At 40.7% G+C, this 19,034-nt stretch carries 15 protein-coding genes; 10 read left to right on the top strand and 5 right to left on the bottom strand.

Going from position 1 to position 19,034, the window contains the following annotated elements; translation table 11 throughout:
• Positions 1 to 161: 161 nt before the first annotated feature.
• From QWZ01_RS17620 to QWZ01_RS17575, 10 genes are all read left to right on the top strand, one after another.
• On the top strand, positions 162 to 3,119 hold the full coding sequence (locus QWZ01_RS17620; protein WP_290325506.1) for a CheR family methyltransferase: 2,958 nt from the start codon (positions 162 to 164) through the stop codon (positions 3,117 to 3,119).
• A complete protein-coding gene (locus tag QWZ01_RS17615) occupies positions 3,097 to 4,665 on the top strand; it encodes a PAS domain-containing sensor histidine kinase (RefSeq protein WP_290325505.1) in 1,569 nt (522 codons plus the stop codon). The genes QWZ01_RS17620 and QWZ01_RS17615 overlap by 23 nt, the downstream gene beginning before the upstream one ends.
• Before the next feature lie 6 nt (positions 4,666 to 4,671).
• Positions 4,672 to 5,331: a response regulator transcription factor gene (locus QWZ01_RS17610; protein WP_290325503.1), complete on the top strand. Its 660-nt coding sequence runs from the start codon at positions 4,672 to 4,674 to the stop codon at positions 5,329 to 5,331.
• A 100-nt stretch (positions 5,332 to 5,431) separates the two neighbouring features.
• Complete coding sequence (locus QWZ01_RS17605) at positions 5,432 to 5,707, top strand: hypothetical protein (RefSeq protein ID WP_290325501.1); 276 nt, start codon at positions 5,432 to 5,434, stop codon at positions 5,705 to 5,707.
• A gap of 20 nt (positions 5,708 to 5,727) precedes the next feature.
• Positions 5,728 to 6,141 (top strand): response regulator, encoded by a 414-nt coding sequence (locus tag QWZ01_RS17600; protein WP_290325500.1) that lies wholly within the window; start codon positions 5,728 to 5,730, stop codon positions 6,139 to 6,141.
• A complete protein-coding gene (locus tag QWZ01_RS17595) occupies positions 6,138 to 6,392 on the top strand; it encodes a hypothetical protein (protein ID WP_290325499.1) in 255 nt (84 codons plus the stop codon). Before QWZ01_RS17600 ends, QWZ01_RS17595 begins: the two co-directional genes overlap by 4 nt.
• 1,029 nt (positions 6,393 to 7,421) lie before the next feature.
• Positions 7,422 to 7,673: a hypothetical protein gene (locus QWZ01_RS17590; RefSeq protein WP_290325498.1), complete on the top strand. Its 252-nt coding sequence runs from the start codon at positions 7,422 to 7,424 to the stop codon at positions 7,671 to 7,673.
• A gap of 43 nt (positions 7,674 to 7,716) precedes the next feature.
• Positions 7,717 to 8,298 carry a DUF4142 domain-containing protein gene (locus tag QWZ01_RS17585; RefSeq protein WP_290325497.1) on the top strand — a complete coding sequence of 194 codons (582 nt, stop codon included), beginning with the start codon at positions 7,717 to 7,719 and terminating at the stop codon, positions 8,296 to 8,298.
• Positions 8,299 to 9,312: 1,014 nt separating this feature from the next.
• Positions 9,313 to 10,434 carry an acyl-CoA dehydrogenase family protein gene (locus tag QWZ01_RS17580; protein ID WP_290325495.1) on the top strand — a complete coding sequence of 374 codons (1,122 nt, stop codon included), beginning with the start codon at positions 9,313 to 9,315 and terminating at the stop codon, positions 10,432 to 10,434.
• Positions 10,427 to 11,755 carry a bifunctional PIG-L family deacetylase/class I SAM-dependent methyltransferase gene (locus tag QWZ01_RS17575; protein ID WP_290325493.1) on the top strand — a complete coding sequence of 443 codons (1,329 nt, stop codon included), beginning with the start codon at positions 10,427 to 10,429 and terminating at the stop codon, positions 11,753 to 11,755. The genes QWZ01_RS17580 and QWZ01_RS17575 overlap by 8 nt, the downstream gene beginning before the upstream one ends.
• Here QWZ01_RS17575 and QWZ01_RS17570 read toward each other — a convergent pair.
• The 5 genes from QWZ01_RS17570 to QWZ01_RS17550 form a co-directional block, all read right to left on the bottom strand.
• On the bottom strand, positions 11,694 to 12,890 hold the full coding sequence (locus tag QWZ01_RS17570) for a glycosyltransferase family 2 protein (protein WP_290325491.1): 1,197 nt from the start codon (positions 12,888 to 12,890) through the stop codon (positions 11,694 to 11,696). The genes QWZ01_RS17575 and QWZ01_RS17570 overlap by 62 nt on opposite strands.
• A complete protein-coding gene (locus tag QWZ01_RS17565; protein WP_290325489.1) occupies positions 12,880 to 14,058 on the bottom strand; it encodes a glycoside hydrolase family 1 protein in 1,179 nt (392 codons plus the stop codon). The genes QWZ01_RS17570 and QWZ01_RS17565 overlap by 11 nt, the downstream gene beginning before the upstream one ends.
• Complete coding sequence (gene glf, locus QWZ01_RS17560) at positions 14,055 to 15,197, bottom strand: UDP-galactopyranose mutase (protein WP_290325487.1); 1,143 nt, start codon at positions 15,195 to 15,197, stop codon at positions 14,055 to 14,057. Before glf ends, QWZ01_RS17565 begins: the two co-directional genes overlap by 4 nt.
• A complete protein-coding gene (locus tag QWZ01_RS17555) occupies positions 15,190 to 16,371 on the bottom strand; it encodes a glycosyltransferase (RefSeq protein WP_290325486.1) in 1,182 nt (393 codons plus the stop codon). Before QWZ01_RS17555 ends, glf begins: the two co-directional genes overlap by 8 nt.
• A 331-nt stretch (positions 16,372 to 16,702) precedes the next feature.
• Positions 16,703 to 17,113 (bottom strand): cupin domain-containing protein, encoded by a 411-nt coding sequence (locus tag QWZ01_RS17550; protein WP_290325485.1) that lies wholly within the window; start codon positions 17,111 to 17,113, stop codon positions 16,703 to 16,705.
• Positions 17,114 to 19,034: the final 1,921 nt, after the last annotated feature.

The following is a 19,034-nucleotide window of genomic DNA, read 5'->3' as shown; positions in this document are numbered from 1 at the left end:
AACTTCAAATCGGGCAAGATCTTGGCCGGATCAGGGCGATATTATCAGCCAACGATAAGGCTAATCCGATTGATTCACCTTCGTAGGATCTTCCTCTGAACCATTAATATTAAACGCGATTATAGCTACCTTTAACCCTGAAAGCAAAATCGTCATATCAAATGGCCAAATCAAAAGCAGCAGTCCGGCCCGAAACTGCCGGGAATAAGAAGCAACGCAATAATGATCAGAAACCTAAGGAACGCTCTTTCCCAATTATTGCTATTGGTGGCTCCGCAGGTTCTTTCAGCGCCTATGAAAAGTTTTTTTCTCAGATGCCACCTGAAAGCGGCATGGCCATCGTGATCATTATGCATCTGGACCCGCTTCACAAGAGTCAGCTGGTAGAGGTTATGCAGCGATACACGGCTATACCTGTGATCGAGGCAGCCGATGGGATGGAAGTCGAACAGGATCACGTTTATATTATTCCTGCCAATAAAGATATGGGTATTCATAACAATAAACTCCTGTTACTTACGGCATCAAAACCACATGGAATCCGACAGCCCATCGATTATTTTTTTCAAAGCCTGGCCAATGATCAGTGGAACCAGGCGATAGCTATTATATTATCAGGAATGGGCGCTGACGGAGAAACCGGTATCCGGATGGTAAAGGAGAATCTGGGTTTGACCGTTGCGCAGAACCCAGATACCGCTGAGTATGACAGCATGCCTTTAGCTGCAATCGGGACGAATCTGATCGATTATGTCCTTCCACCGGAAGGCATGCCCCTAAAGATCATGCAATACCTCAAGCATCCGGTTATTGCAGAAGAAGAAAATGAAGACAGCGGAAATTCTGCCAGGAACGTTAATGCGCTTCAAAAGATATTGATGCTGTTGCGATCACACACCGGCAATGATTTTGCACTATACAAAAAGAGTACCATCACCCGTAGGATTGACCGGCGGGTCGCTTATTACCAGTTCTCTGATTACGCACGGTATGCGGCCTACTTAAATGATAACCCGGAGGAAATTACCATATTATTCAACGAATTGCTGATCGGGGTAACCAAATTTTTCAGGGACGCTGCCGCTTTCGAGTCGCTAAAGCATAGTCTTCATGACTTATTCCGAAGTAAAAATATCGAGGAGCCTATCCGGATTTGGATTGCCGGTTGTTCAACGGGCGAAGAGGCCTACTCGGTTGCCATGCTTGTGATGGAGACGCTCAATGAGCAGAAACGAAAACCGGTTGGCAAAATCCAGATCTACGCAACCGATCTGGATACCTCGGCACTTGACCATGCCCGCGCAGCGCTCTATCATGAGAATATCGCGGCTGAGATCAGCCCTGAACGTTTGAAACAATTTTTCTTTCGGGAGGACGACCGTTACCGCGTGAAAAAAGAATTGCGGGACCTGATCGTATTCGCGCAGCAGAATCTGATCAAAGACCCTCCCTTTATTAAGCTTGACCTGGTATGCTGCCGGAATATGCTCATCTATTTTACGCCGGAACTGCAAAAAAAAATCATTCCGCTATTCTATTACGCCCTTAATCCTGACGGGATCATGTTTATGGGGCCGGCAGAGACAATTGGTGGCTTTACCGACATGTTTAGATCTGTTGATCCAAAATGGAAAATATTCCGCAGGCTCGAAGGCAAGGTCACGGTGGGTAATATCCTTGATTTTCCGTTCCATTCCGTTAAGCAACCTTCTGCACACCTAATACCAGATGAAGTAATTATGCCCAAACAAAAACGTCCGGTTACCGAACTTTTTAATAAAATACTGATCGAAAAGTTTCTCCCCCCATCGGTTTTAGTAAACGAGCGGGGCGACATACTTTATAATAACGGAAATACCGGTAAGTACCTGGAGCTGCCCCGCGGGGAAACCGTCATTAATAATATCCTAAAATTGGCCCGGGAAGAACTCCAATATACACTTTCCAGCAGCTTACAACAGGCCCTTCAGCGCGATGAGATCATCATCGCCGAGAATGTCTCGTTCAAAGATGATAAAATAACCAGGGTCGTAAACATCAAATCTACCGCAGTGCGGGAAACCGGCATGCCGCCTCTTATATTGGTCGTATTTGAAGATCAGGGGTCGATCAAAAAATATAAAAAAGGCGCGATACAACCGGACATTGCCGAAAGTGATGCCCTAAAGGAAATGAAAAAGGAGTTGGTCTTCACCAAACAGCGACTAATCACCACGGTGGAAGAGATGGAAAGTTCAATTGAAAAATTGAGGATGAGTAACGAGGAGCTCCAAAGTACCAATGAGGAGCTGCAGAGCACGAATGAAGAATCGCTGACTACCAAAGAAGAAATGCAGTCGCTGAATGAGGAATTGATGACAGTGAACAGCCAGTATCAGGCTAAAGCAGAAGAACTCACCCGGCTCAATAACGACATGAAAAACCTGCTGGATGCGACGGAGGTCTGCACACTTTTTTTGGATAACGAGCTGAACATTGTACGGTACACGCCGAAAGTAAGGCATTTATTCAACCTGATCCCAAGCGACATCGGAAGACCGATCAGTCATGTGGTTTCTAATTTTGTGCAGCCGGTTAGTGTCAAAGACATACAGGAGGTGATCGACAACCTAACGATCAAAACATCAGATATGCAGACAACGGCTAACGAATGGTACCGGATGCGGATCATGCCCTACCGGACATTAGACAATTATATCGCCGGAGTAGTGATTACCCTTACCCTCATTACAGACTATAAGCAAATGCAATCCAGCCTGGAGGTACTTAAAGATTATTCGGCCTCTGTACTCGACGGGATTCCCGAAGCCACGCTGCGAATGGACAAAGCAATGGTTATAATAGGAGCAAATACCCCTGCCCTCGCCCTGTTTGGCCTGCCGGAACAAGAGATACTTGGACTGAAGGCAGATGATTTTTTGAACAAAAAATGGAAGACAGGAGTAGCCGCAGCAATCTTAAAACAATCTTTACATGAACGCAGGGAAGTCTCAGCAACCGTTACGATTAAGGGAAAACCAGCCAAAACATTACGACTGCAAGCTATCCCGTTCTTTGAGCAAACGGATACTACTCCATTACTTATTCTGAAGATCTATGAAAGCCAGATTGCAACTTAAAGATTTAAAAGCCAGTAATAAAGCAATTTCCCCCAGGGAGCCGGGGTTACAAAAATTACTGGAAGAACTCCATCTGCACCAGGCAGAGCTGGAAATGCAAAATGACGAACTCCGTATCGCCAACGAAAAACTGGAGCTGCAACAGCTCAAATTTTCCGGGATCTATGACCTGGCTCCTATAGGCTATTTTATTCTCGATAGCAAAGGATCGATTAACGAAGTCAATAACGCCGGCATTTCGCTATTGGAAACAGGTAGAGGAAACATCATCGGCAGCATGCTGCAAGTTTTCGTTGCCGAGGATAACAGGGATGCATATCACCTCTTTTTCCGGCAGCTATTAAACAGTGAAAAAAAGCAAAGCTGCCAGATCAGAATGAGATCTAAAAAAGGTGCCGATTTATATGTCCATATGGAGGGTATAGCCATTACGCCCATGCGCTCCATGCCGCTGCAATGCGATATCGCCGTGATCGACATCACGGAACGCGTACAAGCCGAAAAAGTGCTGGCTAAAACCAAAGAGCGGCTTGAACTGGCACTGGAGGCATCTTCCTCCGGCACCTGGGAGCTGGAACTGGATACGATGAAATTTTATCTTGATGAGTTTAACTACCAGACCTGCGCAATTCCCGGAGGGGAGTTTGACGGACACTACCAAACTTTTATCGGCCTGATACACCCGGATGACCGGGCCGGGGTTGATCAGCAATTCAGAATTGCGCTCAATAATCAAAAACCTATTGACATTGTCTGCCGGTTTCATAATCAAAGCGGTGATACCTGTTTTGCCAGCATCCGGGGCCACGTGATCCTGGAAACCGGGCAACCTAGTAGATTCGTAGGTATTATGATGGATATTACTGCTAAAAGAATGTTAGAGGAAGAATCCGCACTTGTCAGGCACGACCAGCAGCGGAATATTGCCTTGGCCACAATACATGCCGAAGAAAACGAACGGGCCCGGATTAGCGAGGCCCTGCATGATAGCGTCAGCCAACTATTGTACGGTATCAGGATCAAGCTGGGCACGGTCTTAGATGCCGATGATCCGGCAACAGTGCTCCGAGAAATCTATAAGCTGCTGGATATGGCCGTCGACGAAACGCGTAACATCTCCTTCGAACTTGCCCCCGCAATTTTGAGTGACTTCGGTTTAAAGGCAACGATAGAAGAAATGGCCAAGCGGCTTTCCTCCGAAGGGATGCTGATCAAAACGAAGCTAAACCGGCTGACCGGGAGGCTGAGTCTGCCGATCGAAGCCAATATATTCCGGATCCTGCAGGAACTACTGAATAACGCGCTAAAACATTCAAAGGCCAGTCTGATTACTTTGGAAGTCAAAAAGAACAGGTCGTCCGTAGAAATTTTGGTTTCGGATAATGGCAAAGGCTTTGATTCAGTGAAACCCGAGGACGTGGCCTCCGGTTCGGGACTCACCAGTATCAGGAACAGGCTCAGTTTATACAATGGCTACCTTGAAATTAGTTCTGAGCCCGGTTTCGGTACTCAAGTAAAGATCCAGCTGGAAGTTACACCTAACTAAAATATTATGCAACACTCTATTGTTAATATCATTTTAGCGGATGACCACCTGATTGTAAGAGGCGGCATCAAAGCCATGCTGGAAAAGGAAAAATCCTTTGTGGTTACAGGCGAGGCGAGCAACGGTGCAGAAGTTCTTCATCTACTGAATCAAGGCATAAAAGCTGATATTATCCTGGTCGATATGAATATGCCGGTGATGGGCGGAATTGAATTAACTGAGCGTTTAAAGAATCAATACCCGGACATTAAGGTCATTATTTTAAGCGCACTGGACACAGAAAAATACGTGATCAAAGCATTTAAATCCGGCGCATGGGGCTATTTGCTCAAAAATATCAGTGCATCGGAGCTGATATTTTCTATTTGCTATACCCACGAATACGGTCAGTACGTATGCGCTGAATTATCCGGCCGGTTTTTGAAAAGACTAATGGCCATCCCTGAGACAGCTATCAATGATGACGCCCAGGACATGGAATTTTCTGACCTGGATATCGAGATCCTAACCTTGCTTTCAGAAGGATTCACCAACCAGGAAGTCGCGGATAAACTTTTTACCAGCAAGCGAACAGTTGAAAATCACCGTCAGCAGCTGATCGACCGAACCGGATCGCGAAACACCATTGCATTGATCCGCTTTGCCATCCTTAATGGGGTTATCTAACCCTCACCACTAAATGGAGTAATAACCACCAGAGCACAAGGGTATTATTACCCTAAAGGATAAAATACTGCCGGGTATCTTTGATCGAAAACCTGAGGCAATGCAAAAAATCTTAACCATTGAACTGCTGGATATCCTGATTAATCAGGGTTACCGGTATTGTCTTTCGCGAACCACTACCATAGTGGGCGAGGATGCGGACATTTGTATCATGCTGATGCCGGTTAAGCGCAGGCCCTTATTAAAAACACTTCCGCAAAAATTTGATACGTATTTTCGCATCGATGCAGAACCCCTTCAAATGGCCAAGGGCGTTGATGAGACCATCATTTTGGTAGACCTGAGTGAAATTTATGCAAATGGTGCGATGAATTGATGGTTAAAAGAATCCTCATATTGGACGATGACACTGCCGTACTGGATGTACTGAAGGAGCTTTTGAATTATGAGGGTTTTGAACCTTTTATTGTAGAAGCAACAGATGACCTCATCGGGTTGGTGAGATTGTGTCAACCTTCGCTGATTTTGCTGGATTATGGTCTTCATGGCAAAAATGGTGGTGAATGGTGCGCCCAGTTGAAAAGCAGCCTGGAATTTGCCGCTATCCCTGTTATTATCTATACGGCCTATTGCAACAAGGGCATTCAAAAAGGTACCTATGGATGTGACGACTTTATCGCCAAGCCATTTGACATCGATGACATGATCTCTAGGATCAACTTATTAATTACAATCCCACCGAAACATGAACAGCCGGTAATAAAATCTTCATCAGAAGTGGAATTTATCCTAAAAATCAGACCTTTATGATAACCATCAGAATGAAGGAGCCAGAGTCTGGGATGATCCAAAAATTGCAAGTTGAACCTGTGCGTAATCTCTCCTTTCCCGGATGGGTAGTCCTAATCCCCGGCAAAAAAAATGTTTTGATTTTCTGGAAAGATAATAAGTGGCATGTTATCCCAGAAAGTATCAGTTATTTCTATGCCGAAAAAATAGGCAACAAGCTCAGAGCCCAATCATTGAAAATTCATCCTAATTCAAAAAAATTTTCACCGTGATCAGCAGCTTATCTAAGTCGAATGGTTTCCGGATGAAACCATGGCCAGGCAAGCTCTGGCTAGATCCTCAAGATCTCTTTCGGCGGAAATCAGTATCACAGGAATCGTGTCCAATGCAGATTCATTTTTAATTTCTTTACAAATTTTGGCTCCATTCTTAAAATAACAACAATTCTTACATCGAGTAAGATAAGGTCGGGTTGAAGGTGTTTAATTTTTCTTCAGCTGTCCTCTCCGTATCTAAAAGAATTGTCTCATAACCTTCCTCAAAAAAAATAATACCTATTATAGACAATGTATCCATGTCATCGTCAATCACCAAGATCCGTTTCACCATTCTCGATTTTTATCTATTGATTCCAAGCCATCGAGCAAAAACATTGCATATTTTTGTTGCTTTTCCCTCTGAAGCCCATTCTAATAACACGCAGGTGCCTACTCTTAAAGCTAAATTATAGTTTTTACCTTGTTATGTTCTGAGGGCTGAATACATCTCCATCGCTCTTGAATCGCTCGTATTGCTCAGGAGCATGAATTATTTTAAAACTTCTTGCCGGTCAATGCGGTAAATGAAAAAGCAACTGTCATCCCTTTCTGAAGATGGTTCAGTGTTGGTCAAGAATGTCGCTGCCGGACCCAATAATCCGGAAGTTATAATTGTGTTTCTCGATTTTCTATCTGCTGAGAAGCCCGCCATCCAGGGAGCCCCGATCAATATGCAATTAATACCTATATCGATGGCCAGGTGAACCCTAAAAGACAAGATCTTAATTAACCTCCAGCTTCCCTTTGTAACCGCACTATAACCTAATCCAATAACCCCTAACGAACAAAACAAACCTTTGGCAATCCTATTTTACCAACTTAAGGTAGTAAAGGCAAAGTCATGGTAAAGACATAATCTATTAAGCCCTGCGCATTAATACTGAACTGTATTGTTATGGGTTTATTTAAGTGATAATTATTTTCTTATAATGATAACAATCTGATTCTGTTTTTGTTAGTAATAAGACATTACCTATCATCATTATGGAAAATCAAACAAAATTGAAAAGCGAAGGAAAAGTTGCAACCGCAATTGAAAAACAGACAGCTAAGTTGCCCTCTGACCTGTTTTTATGGGCTGCTTTAGGTTCTATGGCTGCGTCACTAACCTTGAAAATCATGGCCAAGAAACATACAGCATTATTCATAGGGCAATGGGCGGCTCCATTTTTACTATTGGGCGTCTACAATAAACTAGTAAAACTGGAAGGCCATGATCAGGAAAATAAAGCATAGTCATAGCCATTTGGCTTATTTGTTACCATTACCCATTAACCCTATGAAAACATTTCTTTCTATTTTCGGCCTCCTGACAATTTTTGCAACTGTGGGATGTAAAGGCCCTACAAATAGCGACAGCAAGAACGTCGCCGATAGTGCCAATCAAGCGAAGACGGACAGCGGAACATTGAAAGTCGCATCATCGGCTTCAGAAGATGACAGCAAATTTGCCGTTTCGGCCACCAGCGGAGGTCTTGCAGAAGTCGAGCTTGGCCATCTTGCAGAACAGATATCGAAGGATCCAAGGGTAAAAGAATTTGGTTCAATGATGGTGGCAGATCATTCCAAGGCCAATAACGAGCTGGCCGCCCTAGCCAAATCCAAGAATATCACCCTACCTCCGGTACCGGGTGAAGATGAGCAGAAGATAAAAAAAGATTTGACCGTAAAATCAGGTAAAGACTTCGACATAACTTATATCAGCGAAATGGTGAAGGATCACGAGAAAGATGTAAAACTTTTTGTTGACGCGCGTTCGACGGTGAAAGACCCTGATCTGTTAATGTATATTGACAAAACACTTCCTGTGCTCAAAAGGCACTTACAGCATGTAAAAGGGATTGAGAAGCAATTTAAATAGTTCTGGCGGATAGCTAGCAAGCCTTTTACTGGAGAAACGAGTTATGCCAAAGAAATCTAAAAAAGTTAATCAAAGGGTCATTTACAAAGAGAAATAAAACGTTATATGGCATGAATTGACAATCGACGACACTGAACTTTTAGAAGCCGTTACAAGGGTATCCAAAAAATATGTTAGACTACAAACCTTGTAGTACCTTGCCTTAAACAATAATCTACCAACCACCTATGAAGCAAAGAAAAGTCACTTGATGTGATTAATGATCTCATCAAGATTAACAATTGCCGCGCCGCCGGATTAATAAACCGGTAAAGGCCTGAAAGGAGATGAAAACGGACTATTGGCTGTATTTGATAAATTATCAGGCGAGACCATCCAAAACGTTAATGACCTTACCATTTTAGCCCGGCAATTTTGTGGGGAAGTTGCTGAAGGTAACACTACAACAGGCGATCTGCGTTGGACATTGATGGATATCAAGTGCACATTCACATGAAGCGATCTTTTCGTCGATTTTCGTAGTAGCGGCCGATGAATCAGATGCAGCATTTATCAAGACAATAATAGATTAATTGGACGTCGAAGGTGCAATTGTTGATTTTATAACGATAAGAGATGGATTTTTTTATTTTGCGAATGGTGAGCGGATTGAGATAGATCAAAGGGCTTAGACTGCTGCTTCGATATTTTTGATGTAGTGCACATTGCGAGTAAAACTAATGTACTAGTAAACTTGGAGCATAAACGAATGCAGTTTACCTCAAAAGAAGCATTCAAACATTGGTACTCAATTACGCTCATAAGGACGCGTGCAGGTCATGGAAGAAATATATTGGGGCTAAACTACAGCAGACTGTAGAGCAGAGACGGTCACAAGTTGACCAGATTGCAATTAGTATTGATAAAGTTGTCGAAATGTCAAAAATATATTAATATCAATATTGCCGGAGAATCCAAAAAGTAAATATCGTGACAACCTGATTAGTTGTTAGGGAGTTAGATTAAATTATGTTTATGATGAAGTTGTCCAATAACGCCCAAATTTTATCTAAACTGTCAACTTACGTCATGACTGATGCTGAAAATCAGTTTCCAGAAATTTTTTTTTCCTTTCTCCGTGATAACAACGCATTAAAAATCGACATACCTATATCAAAACCTGGCAATAATATTTCAAACACTTTTTTGCTACAACTTCTTCAAGCTATCGGACGAAAAAATCTGTCTGGCGGGAGAATATTTGAAGGCCACCTGAATGCAGTACAGTTAATAAAGTCTTTTGCGAATTCCTATCAATTAACAAAATGGTCTAACGATATATTAGAACAAAAGCTGTTTGGAGTTTGGAACACACAAGGCAAAGATGGGGTACAAATCATTGACCAGGGAGATGGTACTTATAAGCTTAAAGGATCTAAAATATTTTGCTCCGGCGCGAACTACATTCAAAGACCAATAATAACGGGAGAATGGACCGGATCGCCTAAACAAGGATGGCAAATGATCCTTTTGTCTCAAGAAAAAAAAAATTTAATTAAATGTGACCCGGAATTTTGGCATCCATTGGGGATGAAAGCGTCTGTAAGTTATCGCATGACTTTTACCGATATGGTGGTATATAGCGAAGATCTACTTGGTCAACCGGGTGATTATTACCAGCAGCCTCTTTTTAGTGGCGGCGCGATACGTTTTGCTGCGGTACAACTTGGTGGTGCCGAAGCCATATTTAGTGAGGTTCATAAAATATTGAAAAGTTCAGAACGTACCAATTACCCGTTCCAACAATCCCGTGTCGCAGAAATAACGTACCTGGTGGAGACCGGTAATTTGTGGATCTCGAAAGCTGCGCTCCTAGCGGATGAACTTTCCAACGATGATTCCGACCCAGGTAAACTTGTAGCTTATGCCAATATGACTAGGTCGGTAATAGAAGACATATGTCTTAGAGTTATGCAACTGGGTGAAAGAAGCATTGGTTCGCAAGCTTTTTTGCAATCCAGCCCATTGGAACAGTTACATCGCGATCTAACCACTTATTTGAGACAGCCTGGGCCTGACGCTGTATTAACCGATGTAGGCAACTATGCCTTTAAGCAAAAGGAAATTATCAATTTATGGAAATTAGAAGATGAATGAAAATTTTAAAAATGCGAATCACTGTTCTATTGATTGTATACCTAACCTCGGAACGCTGCTAGTTGTTGCACCTCATCAGGACGATGAATCATTAGGATGCGGCGGAACTATTGCGCAGGCGATAAAAGCGGGTTATAATGTCGAGGTAATTTTCATAACCGATGGAAGCCAGTCTCATCCGGGATCTCAAAAATATCCTTTTGAAAAACTTGTCAAACTGAGACAACATGAAGCCTTATCGGCTCTTTCAATTTTGGGTGTTAAACAGCCGGGTATTCATTTTATGAATTTACCTGATGGGAATCTACCAGGTAAATCACAACCTGATTTTGAGAGGTGTAAATCACAAACGTTTGATTTGTTAATGACCATCAAGCCGGCAACTATATTGCTACCCTGGCGAAGAGACCCTCACCCTGATCATCGCGCTACGTGGGATCTTGTTACGTCTGCTTTAAGATTGACGGATTTTACACCTCAGCTATTCGAATATTTCATATGGTTATATGAGAGGGCGTCAGCCCAAGACATGCCGCTGGATCATGAGGGAGAATTATTTTCTATAGACATCGAGCCATCTTTAGACACAAAATCCAAAGCCATATTAGCACATACATCACAAACTACTAATTTGATCAATGATGATGAGAACGGATTTGTGTTGTCGTCCGAAATGCTGGATCATTTCAATAATCCCAAAGAATATTTTATTAAGACAAATGCATCAATGGAAAACAAGGAACAATCATTACCAGCGGATTATTTTGACGAAGTATATCTCCAAAAGGAAGATCCCTGGGATCTGGCCACCAGTAGTTACGAACGCGATAAATATGACACCACCGTCGCCGCTCTTCCCAGAGCATTTTATGACAACGCTTTAGAAATAGGTTGCTCGATAGGGGTTTTAACCGAGAAATTAATTCAGAAATGCCGCAATATTTTAGCTATTGATATTGCTGATGCGCCTATTGCACAGGCAAAATTTAGGATGCAAAATTACCCTCAGGCTAAAATAGAAAAGATGTCAGTACCCAATTCGTTTCCGGAAGAGTTATTTGACTTAATCATTATGTCAGAAGTGGGTTACTTTTTTTCGATTAAAGATCTAGATAGACTTCAAGAAAAAATCGTTGCACATCTTAAAGAAAACGGGCAGTTATTGCTAGTGCATTGGACGCCGTATGTACCTGATTTTCCTTTAACAGGTGATCTGGTACATGATTTTTTTATGGAAAGATCCGGGAAGGAGAAGCCTTTCAGACACTTGACATATTTCCGTGCTGAAAAATATCGGTTAGATTTATTTGAGAAGCATTGAAGACTGGATTTTGCATAAAATTCCGCAGTTTTTTTATAGCGCTCTGAATAGGTTCGAATGCTGGTTGATAACGTTGTCGCATGGTACTCGCATGCCATGTGGTTTCCCAAAAAGCTCCAAAAAATTCATGTGTGGTCAATTGCGCGTTTAGCCAGTCCGCGGGCACACCTAAAGAAGTTGCTATATCTTCGATTAGCTTATACGAGCAGCCTGCTTCTCTATTCTTCCATGTCGTATGTAATGTATTTTTGATAAAGCAAGAATAAATATGTAGCTCGCTGTTCTCTACGATCTGCGGTACACGATCTTCAGTGTCCTGCGACCATTTCTTGAGCTGTTCAGAAAAACCCACTGCCACCCGTCCATCAAATCGAGTTGAGGTTACAACCTTAACCTGCGGGCTACGTCTAATGCGTGCATCACAACGCAGTAGCGCAGCATGAAAAGCCATATCCTCTAAACAATCAACATTGGGAACGCCTCCCGACTTATGATAGTATTCTGAAGTAACCGCCATATTAGCGCCGAAAAAATGAAAATGGCGGGGCAATGGATCATTTGCTTGAGGAAATAACAACTGCTCAACTTCTGTCAATAAATTTCGATATTGTTTATCTCTTAAATAAGCACGGTCCGCAGACCCCGCTTTTCCCTTAATAGAAATTAGCCCACCTACAGCATCGTTACCTGCTTTGATTTCTTTTCTAATATGATAAAGCCAATATTTATCAGCTACGGTATCGCCATCTATGGATGCAATAATGCCGTGATTCCTTTTCAAAAAACTAAAACGACGGTAAGCCTCATTCATCAAAAGCCTGCGTACTGTGCCAATATTGGCTAACTCGGCTGGCAACACTAAGTCTGCAATAATCAACCCAAAGCCGGGATGATCGTGCTTAAAATCTGATGCAATTTGTAAGGAGTCATCAGTGCTATTATTGATTAACAACAAAACCTCGTACGATCGATAATCAATTCTATTTCCATTAACATGGAGTTGGGTACACAGTGAATCAAGTGTCGCCCTTAAGTTTGAAGCTTCGTCTTTAACCGGAACAATCACACAAACATTGAGAGCAAAGTCGGGTATTACTTTCGTAAAAGCTGGCAATTGTATATCTTCAAATTTCATAGCTAAGTAAGTAATCAGTGTTTAACTTGCCTGGCACTATTTTTTGTGCCTGTTTTAACGCATTCGCATAAGGTAGATTAAGAATCCGACGTCTTTCGCCAGAAACCAAAAAATTCTCATCCCACAGACCACTATGGTGCCAATACTGGGTATCGTCCCAGTCCGGGCGGTCTATAATCGGATAAATGCATATTCCCCAAATAGGAAGCCCCTCTGAGATCGCTTTTCTGGACTCTTTACCAATGAAATCAATCCATTGTGGTCGATCTTCTCCAGGGTGGCTTGTCTCCGTAAGCACTACCGGTTTATGGTACCGTTCGTAAGCTTCTTTTAATAGTTGGTTGAAAGGTTTCCAGCGGGGATCAAGATCTTCATTGGCCCATTTTAGAAAATCTCCGGTTCCAACAATCCACTGATTATTATAATAGTAATTAAATCCCAGCATATCTAAAAGGTCTGGGGAGCCACCCAACTCAGGACACATTATGCCCGTCAATATATCAACCGATTGGAACTGGTTTAAATGAGCATTCCGTGCACTGATTTTTTCTTCCTCTGAACAATTAAGTGGCGGTATCACGTTTACCAAAGGTTCTGTGGTTAAGATATGAATACCTGGCAGAATTTCTTTCATCGCTTTGACACCGGCAATATACGCGCGCATTAAAGCGTACTTCACCTCCCATCCCAAATGAACACCATACGGTGAAGTGCCTCTGGCGTCACCACCTAACCAAGATATAAAACTAACTTCGTTAATCGGCGTGACAATTAATGTTTCTCCTGGGTATTCAGCTTTAAACATTTCTACAAATGCTTTGCAAATGCCTACAAACCTAACTGTGAAATGCGGATGAAGCGGAGTAAGGTCATCAGGATAACCAAAATGACAGATATCCCACACTTGCTGAATCCCTTGTTTATGAGCCTCTAGCAGCATGATTTTAACGATATTAAAATCATACTGATAAGGAACCCGCTCAACAAAGCTCCACCTGATCCCTTCTCTGACCGTACTAATCGCGAATTCTGCAAGGTTTTTATAATCACTTTCTATATTTCGCAAATGATTAGTGAGTTCAAGAAAATCAACGCGGTTTCCAAATGCGTTCAGGTGATCAGCGCATTCAAATCCCCCCATCCAAAAAGATTTAAAAGGATTTCTCATTCGTTGTCCTGACTAATGTTTATCACTGAACCACGATTAAGGTTTAGATCATTCCCCTGCTTTATTTTTTTGAAAACTGATAATGCCTGTGCTACCACCTGATCCATATTGTAGTATTTATAGGTAGCCAAACGGCCTACAAATATGGTTTCACTTTGCGCGGCCAAAGCCTGATATCTCTTGTAGAGCTCATTGTTTTCTGGCCTTGGAATTGGATAATAAGGGTCACCGTCACTTTTAGGAAATTCATAAACTACGGTGGTTTTTTTATGCTTTTGTCCGGTCAGATATTTAAACTCAGTTATTCGAGTGAAATCATAATCGTTGGGATAATTAATCGTCCCGGTACGTTGGTAGGTTTTTTGATCTAATGTTTCAAATTTAAAATCAATGGAACGGTAAGGTAATTTGCCATAGCAAAAGTCAAAGTATTCATCTACAGGGCCGGTAAATATCATTCTCCGAAAATTGATCTCATCTATAATTTCGTGATAGCCCGTGTTAAGCATGATTTTAATATTAGGATGCGACAACATTTTCTCAAACATTTTGGTATATCCGTACAGGGGCATTGCCTGATAAGTATCTGTAAAATACCGGTCATCCTTATTGGTGCGCGTAGGAACACGGGATGCTACGGATGCATCGAGCTCGGACGGATCGAGGTCCCATTGTTTTTTAGTATAACCTTTAAAAAACATTTCGTACAATTCACGTCCCACTGCCTTAACTACAACATCTTCCGAAGTCTTCACCTGAGGAACCTCTTCCTTTAACGATGAAAAGAAATCGCTTACCTCAGAAGAATTTAAGTTCATCCCGTATAAACTATTAATGGTATTGAGATTGATCGGGATAGGCACATACTGTCCATGCGTGTGGGCAAGAACCTTGTGCTGATAATTTCTCCAGGCTGTAAACTTGGATAAATAATTAAATACGTCAGGGCTATTGGTATGGAATATATGCGGCCCGTATTTATGAATGAGGATACCTGCTTCATCATAAAAATCATATGCGTTCCCGGCAATATGATTCCGTTTATCGATTATCAAAACTTTCTTTCCCTCAACTGCAGCCAGTCTTTCGGCGAGGACGCATCCAGCAAATCCAGCACCGACGATCAGGTAATCAAACATAACGCTCCGTCGCTAATAGTTGACTTTTCCGCTCGATAACTTTAAGCATCTCATTTTTTATCCCCTCAAATGTTTCGTCCCAGGAATTGAGTGCGAGAAAGACATCGACGTCACTCAAACGGTCAACATCAGCGCGTTCATCGGCCAGAATATCTTCGGCAAGTTTTATAAAATCATCAGCATTTGAACCGATACTCACTAGATTATTTATCCCGTAGGGATTTACTACGTCCCTGATAGGAGTAGAGATTACAGGTAGTCCAGCTGCCAGATATTCAGGGGTCTTAGTTGGGCTGATAAATCTTGTTGATTCATTCAAGAAAAACGGTATTAGGGCAATGTCCCAGCCGGCCATATAATCTGGCAGTTGTTCATAGGTTTTAGGACCCAAGTAGTGGATGTTAGAATGATTTGGAAGAGTGTTAGGATCAATTTTTACGACTGGTCCGATCAAAATAATTTGCCAATCAGGTTTAGCCTCGGCAATACCGCTAATTAAATTGATATCAAACCGCTCATCAATTACACCGTAGAAACCCAATTTTGGCATAATCCCGTTTACCTGATCGGAGGGCGATTCAAAAATTTCGCGCGCTTTTAAAAAATGTTCCTTATCAATACTGCTTGGGTAGGCATGGATGTTATTGTGGGCTTCTTTTTTTGCTTCATATAGCGATCTGCCTCCGGTTAATACCAAATCAGCTTTTTCCAGCAACTCCTTTTCAAGAATTTGCAAATTCTCCGGTGCAAATTTAAATGCTGAAAGCTCGTCCATACAATCATATATCACCATTTGGGGTTCATAGTTTGCCGAGAATTCTAAAGCCATTGGAGTGTAATACCAAAAAGCAGTTTCAATCATATCGAATTCTTTTATAAACTCTCTAAATAGGCGCGTTAACCCTTCAATGGTAAAACCATGACTCAATCCAGGCTTCAAATGAGGTACCATTACACCTACTTTATTTTTTACCACACTTTCAAAGTAAATTTCTTCATGAGCGTCAAAGATCGGCTCTTCGATGTAATATAGTTTTGAAAGTTGTGACAACCGACTGGCAAGGTGTTGCGGTCGCTGATAAACGAAATCCCATCTTAGATGCGAAAATATAATAAGCTGTTTGGGGAGTTTCGGAAAATTGCTTGTAAAAGTCTGATTTATAGTTAAATCCATTAAAGTTTTTCTTATAAAGACAAACTTTAATGCTTTTTGTTATTAATTTCTAATTAAATAATTTTATTTATATAATCATAGTTTTAGTATCGGCCAAATTTTATTTACGATATCTTAGGGGCGGGGTTTGCAATTATAAACCAATCTTGGTATTCATGCGGCCGCATAGATTTTCGGATGTGTATTTTAAATTTTACCAATGGATTCTGACCTAAATATTAAAATATCATCATGTTTCAATTGGTGATAGCTTGGATGTGCTGTTCAAATCAAATCTATTTTACAGTTGTTGCCAACCTCAGTACTAATATTTAATTGTTGTTATCGTATTTTAAATAAATGGAACGAACTTACGCTTATTCCATAATCTATAATAAGCTTTACCATAGGAGAAACGGTAAAAGCAGGTCGCTCGGATGTGTCCAGATTGTGGGATCATGAGTGTAACGCAATGACCTGTTTTTAAATTGATGATTTGATGAATATCTGTTGCCCTGACGAAATGTGATGTACCAGGACTGCGTTCGACATCATTGATCATCACTACACCAGATTCAATAGTGTAAATGCGTTCGGTATATCCGCCGCTCAAGATATGAGTTACAAAATCGAATGGATGATCATGCGGATCACCCTCATCTGGCGCGCTAAATTCATTTAAAGAAGCCTGGAAAGGTAACCCTTCGATATGATATTTTTTAAAAACGCGTGATAGCTTCTCCGGTCTTATCGATAATTTCATGCATTGAACGTTTTGACTACAAGATTAATTGGCGTGATATTAGGAGTAATTTTTTTATCGAAAAAATAAACATCTCCAAAAAGTAAAAAAATGTACAGCATAATTAAGAATTAATCAAAAATTATAACTCGATATTTCTCGCGATCTTTCAAAGTGGATTCTTATTGCGGAAACGCGAGACACTTTAGAACGATTTTATCTACAAGAATAAAAAGAACGAAATGTTATTTGATAAAAGCATTTTAAATTTTGTATGTCATCGGGTGTAAATTATTACTTGACTTTATTTTCAAGAAAACGGGTACTAAATAGCAAAGTACCTGGCCAGAGTATTATTATAGCCGTTTTTGTTTTTTGTCGCAGAATAATGGTCGAAGACGGTTTTCTGATACTGACGTTATTCAACTCCTAGAATTTCCTTAAACTCTTGCTGATTTCTTTGTAAGTATGATTCGTCGGCTTGATAATGGGCGCTTACAAGTATTTACGTTTATTTGCGATCCACACCGTTTTTTTACAATATCAATTGAGAGACTTTATTGCGCTGAAATTAAAGTTCCACCCCATACTAATTTTCATACCTTTAGATATGAAATCTGTTAGATGTACGAGATGTGAAAATGATTCAGTAGAAAGAATTCCCCGTAGTTTCTTATTTAGAACATTACTATTCTGGCTACCCGTTAAACGCTACATCTGCTACTGGTGCATGAAAAAATTCTACAAAATAACAGGATGATACCGAATTTAGTTGAAAGACTTATGCGTCTACAACAATATTTTACTAGACAGTATATTAAATAAATACCCTTGAAAAACAAGTTGGAATCTAGTCAGGGATAATTGACAACGTGTTAAACATCACGTAAGTCCAGCGTATTATTTCCCTATTTTAACTTTTAAACCTCTAATATCATATTAGATAATAATCATACTCATGATAAAGTCAGAAGGGCACTCAGGTATTAGTCTAATAGCTGATTCCTGTTTCAATTAGTTTATTTTTATTTTTTAAAACCTTTTTCGGAAAAATTGGTAATAGATATAGTTATTCCATACCTAGGTTTTAGTTGGGTGTTAGCGTGGTTTCTAACACCCTTTTTAATTAAGAATTTAGATTAAAACTTATATAGTTGTCTACACAGCGAAGTGCCAGAGTATGAGGTCGTTTTGATTTCTTGATTTTTGTTGTATTGAGGTATTCGTCTAACTAACGCCCTTTTTCATTTGTTATCTGTAATCAACATTTGACAAATAACAATTAAAAATTGCTTTTTTTTCCATCTAACGGTTTTATTGATAATTGAAGTGTGTTAGCATAGCGCCAAATACCCTTTTTTCACCCCTAATTAATGACCTCTTCTGAGATATTAGATGCTATTAAAAGTGTTTTCTGAAACAAGTGAACTAAATTTCAGTTGAGCTAAAATGGGGGATGTCAGTTTCATTACTGGCATCCCATTTTATTTAGATAAATTATTCTTTACCGCTTACTTGCGTTTACAATCTGCGACAACCCAAATTTGTTCCATCAGTTTTTGTGTCAAATATGCTCCATATTCCAAAGCATCTTGCTTTAGGTTTTTCGTCTTTTGTACTATTGCCCCTTTTCGCTAATTTTCCCGATTTTTCTTTCGAAATCCCTTTTTTCGAATACAATTTATTGGTTTAAAAAAAAAGCAGTTTTAGAGCTTAAACTTAAACTTTTATAAAGTAAAAGTTCCTTTATAATCTAAAAGCGCCTTTATATTTAATTTAAGATAATAGTGTACGACAATGATCGCGATCAGGCCCAGTTGCCATATAACAGATAGCTTAACGAGAGCGCCGATGGCGACGATCGCAGCATGAATGAAGGTTAACCGCAAGCTGGTCACCGACCTGCGAAGTTGAATTACAATGCTCAAGTCTATGTTATTGT

This window comes from Mucilaginibacter aquaedulcis, assembly GCF_030409325.1.
Lineage (GTDB): Bacteria > Bacteroidota > Bacteroidia > Sphingobacteriales > Sphingobacteriaceae > Mucilaginibacter > Mucilaginibacter aquaedulcis.
Note: the sequence above shows the minus strand (reverse complement) of the source record. Positions and strands in the feature narration are given on the sequence as shown.

Coding starts and splice junctions, on each gene's coding strand:
- QWZ01_RS17575 (WP_290325493.1), top strand. CDS start 10,427: ATGAATGAAAATTTTAAAAATGCGAATCACTGTTCTATTGATTGTATA.
- QWZ01_RS17550 (WP_290325485.1), bottom strand. CDS start 17,113: ATGAAATTATCGATAAGACCGGAGAAGCTATCACGCGTTTTTAAAAAA.
- QWZ01_RS17580 (WP_290325495.1), top strand. CDS start 9,313: ATGATGAAGTTGTCCAATAACGCCCAAATTTTATCTAAACTGTCAACT.
- QWZ01_RS17570 (WP_290325491.1), bottom strand. CDS start 12,890: ATGAAATTTGAAGATATACAATTGCCAGCTTTTACGAAAGTAATACCC.
- QWZ01_RS17585 (WP_290325497.1), top strand. CDS start 7,717: ATGAAAACATTTCTTTCTATTTTCGGCCTCCTGACAATTTTTGCAACT.
- glf (WP_290325487.1), bottom strand. CDS start 15,197: ATGTTTGATTACCTGATCGTCGGTGCTGGATTTGCTGGATGCGTCCTC.
- QWZ01_RS17590 (WP_290325498.1), top strand. CDS start 7,422: ATGGAAAATCAAACAAAATTGAAAAGCGAAGGAAAAGTTGCAACCGCA.
- QWZ01_RS17555 (WP_290325486.1), bottom strand. CDS start 16,371: ATGGATTTAACTATAAATCAGACTTTTACAAGCAATTTTCCGAAACTC.
- QWZ01_RS17605 (WP_290325501.1), top strand. CDS start 5,432: ATGCAAAAAATCTTAACCATTGAACTGCTGGATATCCTGATTAATCAG.
- QWZ01_RS17620 (WP_290325506.1), top strand. CDS start 162: ATGGCCAAATCAAAAGCAGCAGTCCGGCCCGAAACTGCCGGGAATAAG.
- QWZ01_RS17610 (WP_290325503.1), top strand. CDS start 4,672: ATGCAACACTCTATTGTTAATATCATTTTAGCGGATGACCACCTGATT.
- QWZ01_RS17565 (WP_290325489.1), bottom strand. CDS start 14,058: ATGAGAAATCCTTTTAAATCTTTTTGGATGGGGGGATTTGAATGCGCT.
- QWZ01_RS17595 (WP_290325499.1), top strand. CDS start 6,138: ATGATAACCATCAGAATGAAGGAGCCAGAGTCTGGGATGATCCAAAAA.
- QWZ01_RS17615 (WP_290325505.1), top strand. CDS start 3,097: ATGAAAGCCAGATTGCAACTTAAAGATTTAAAAGCCAGTAATAAAGCA.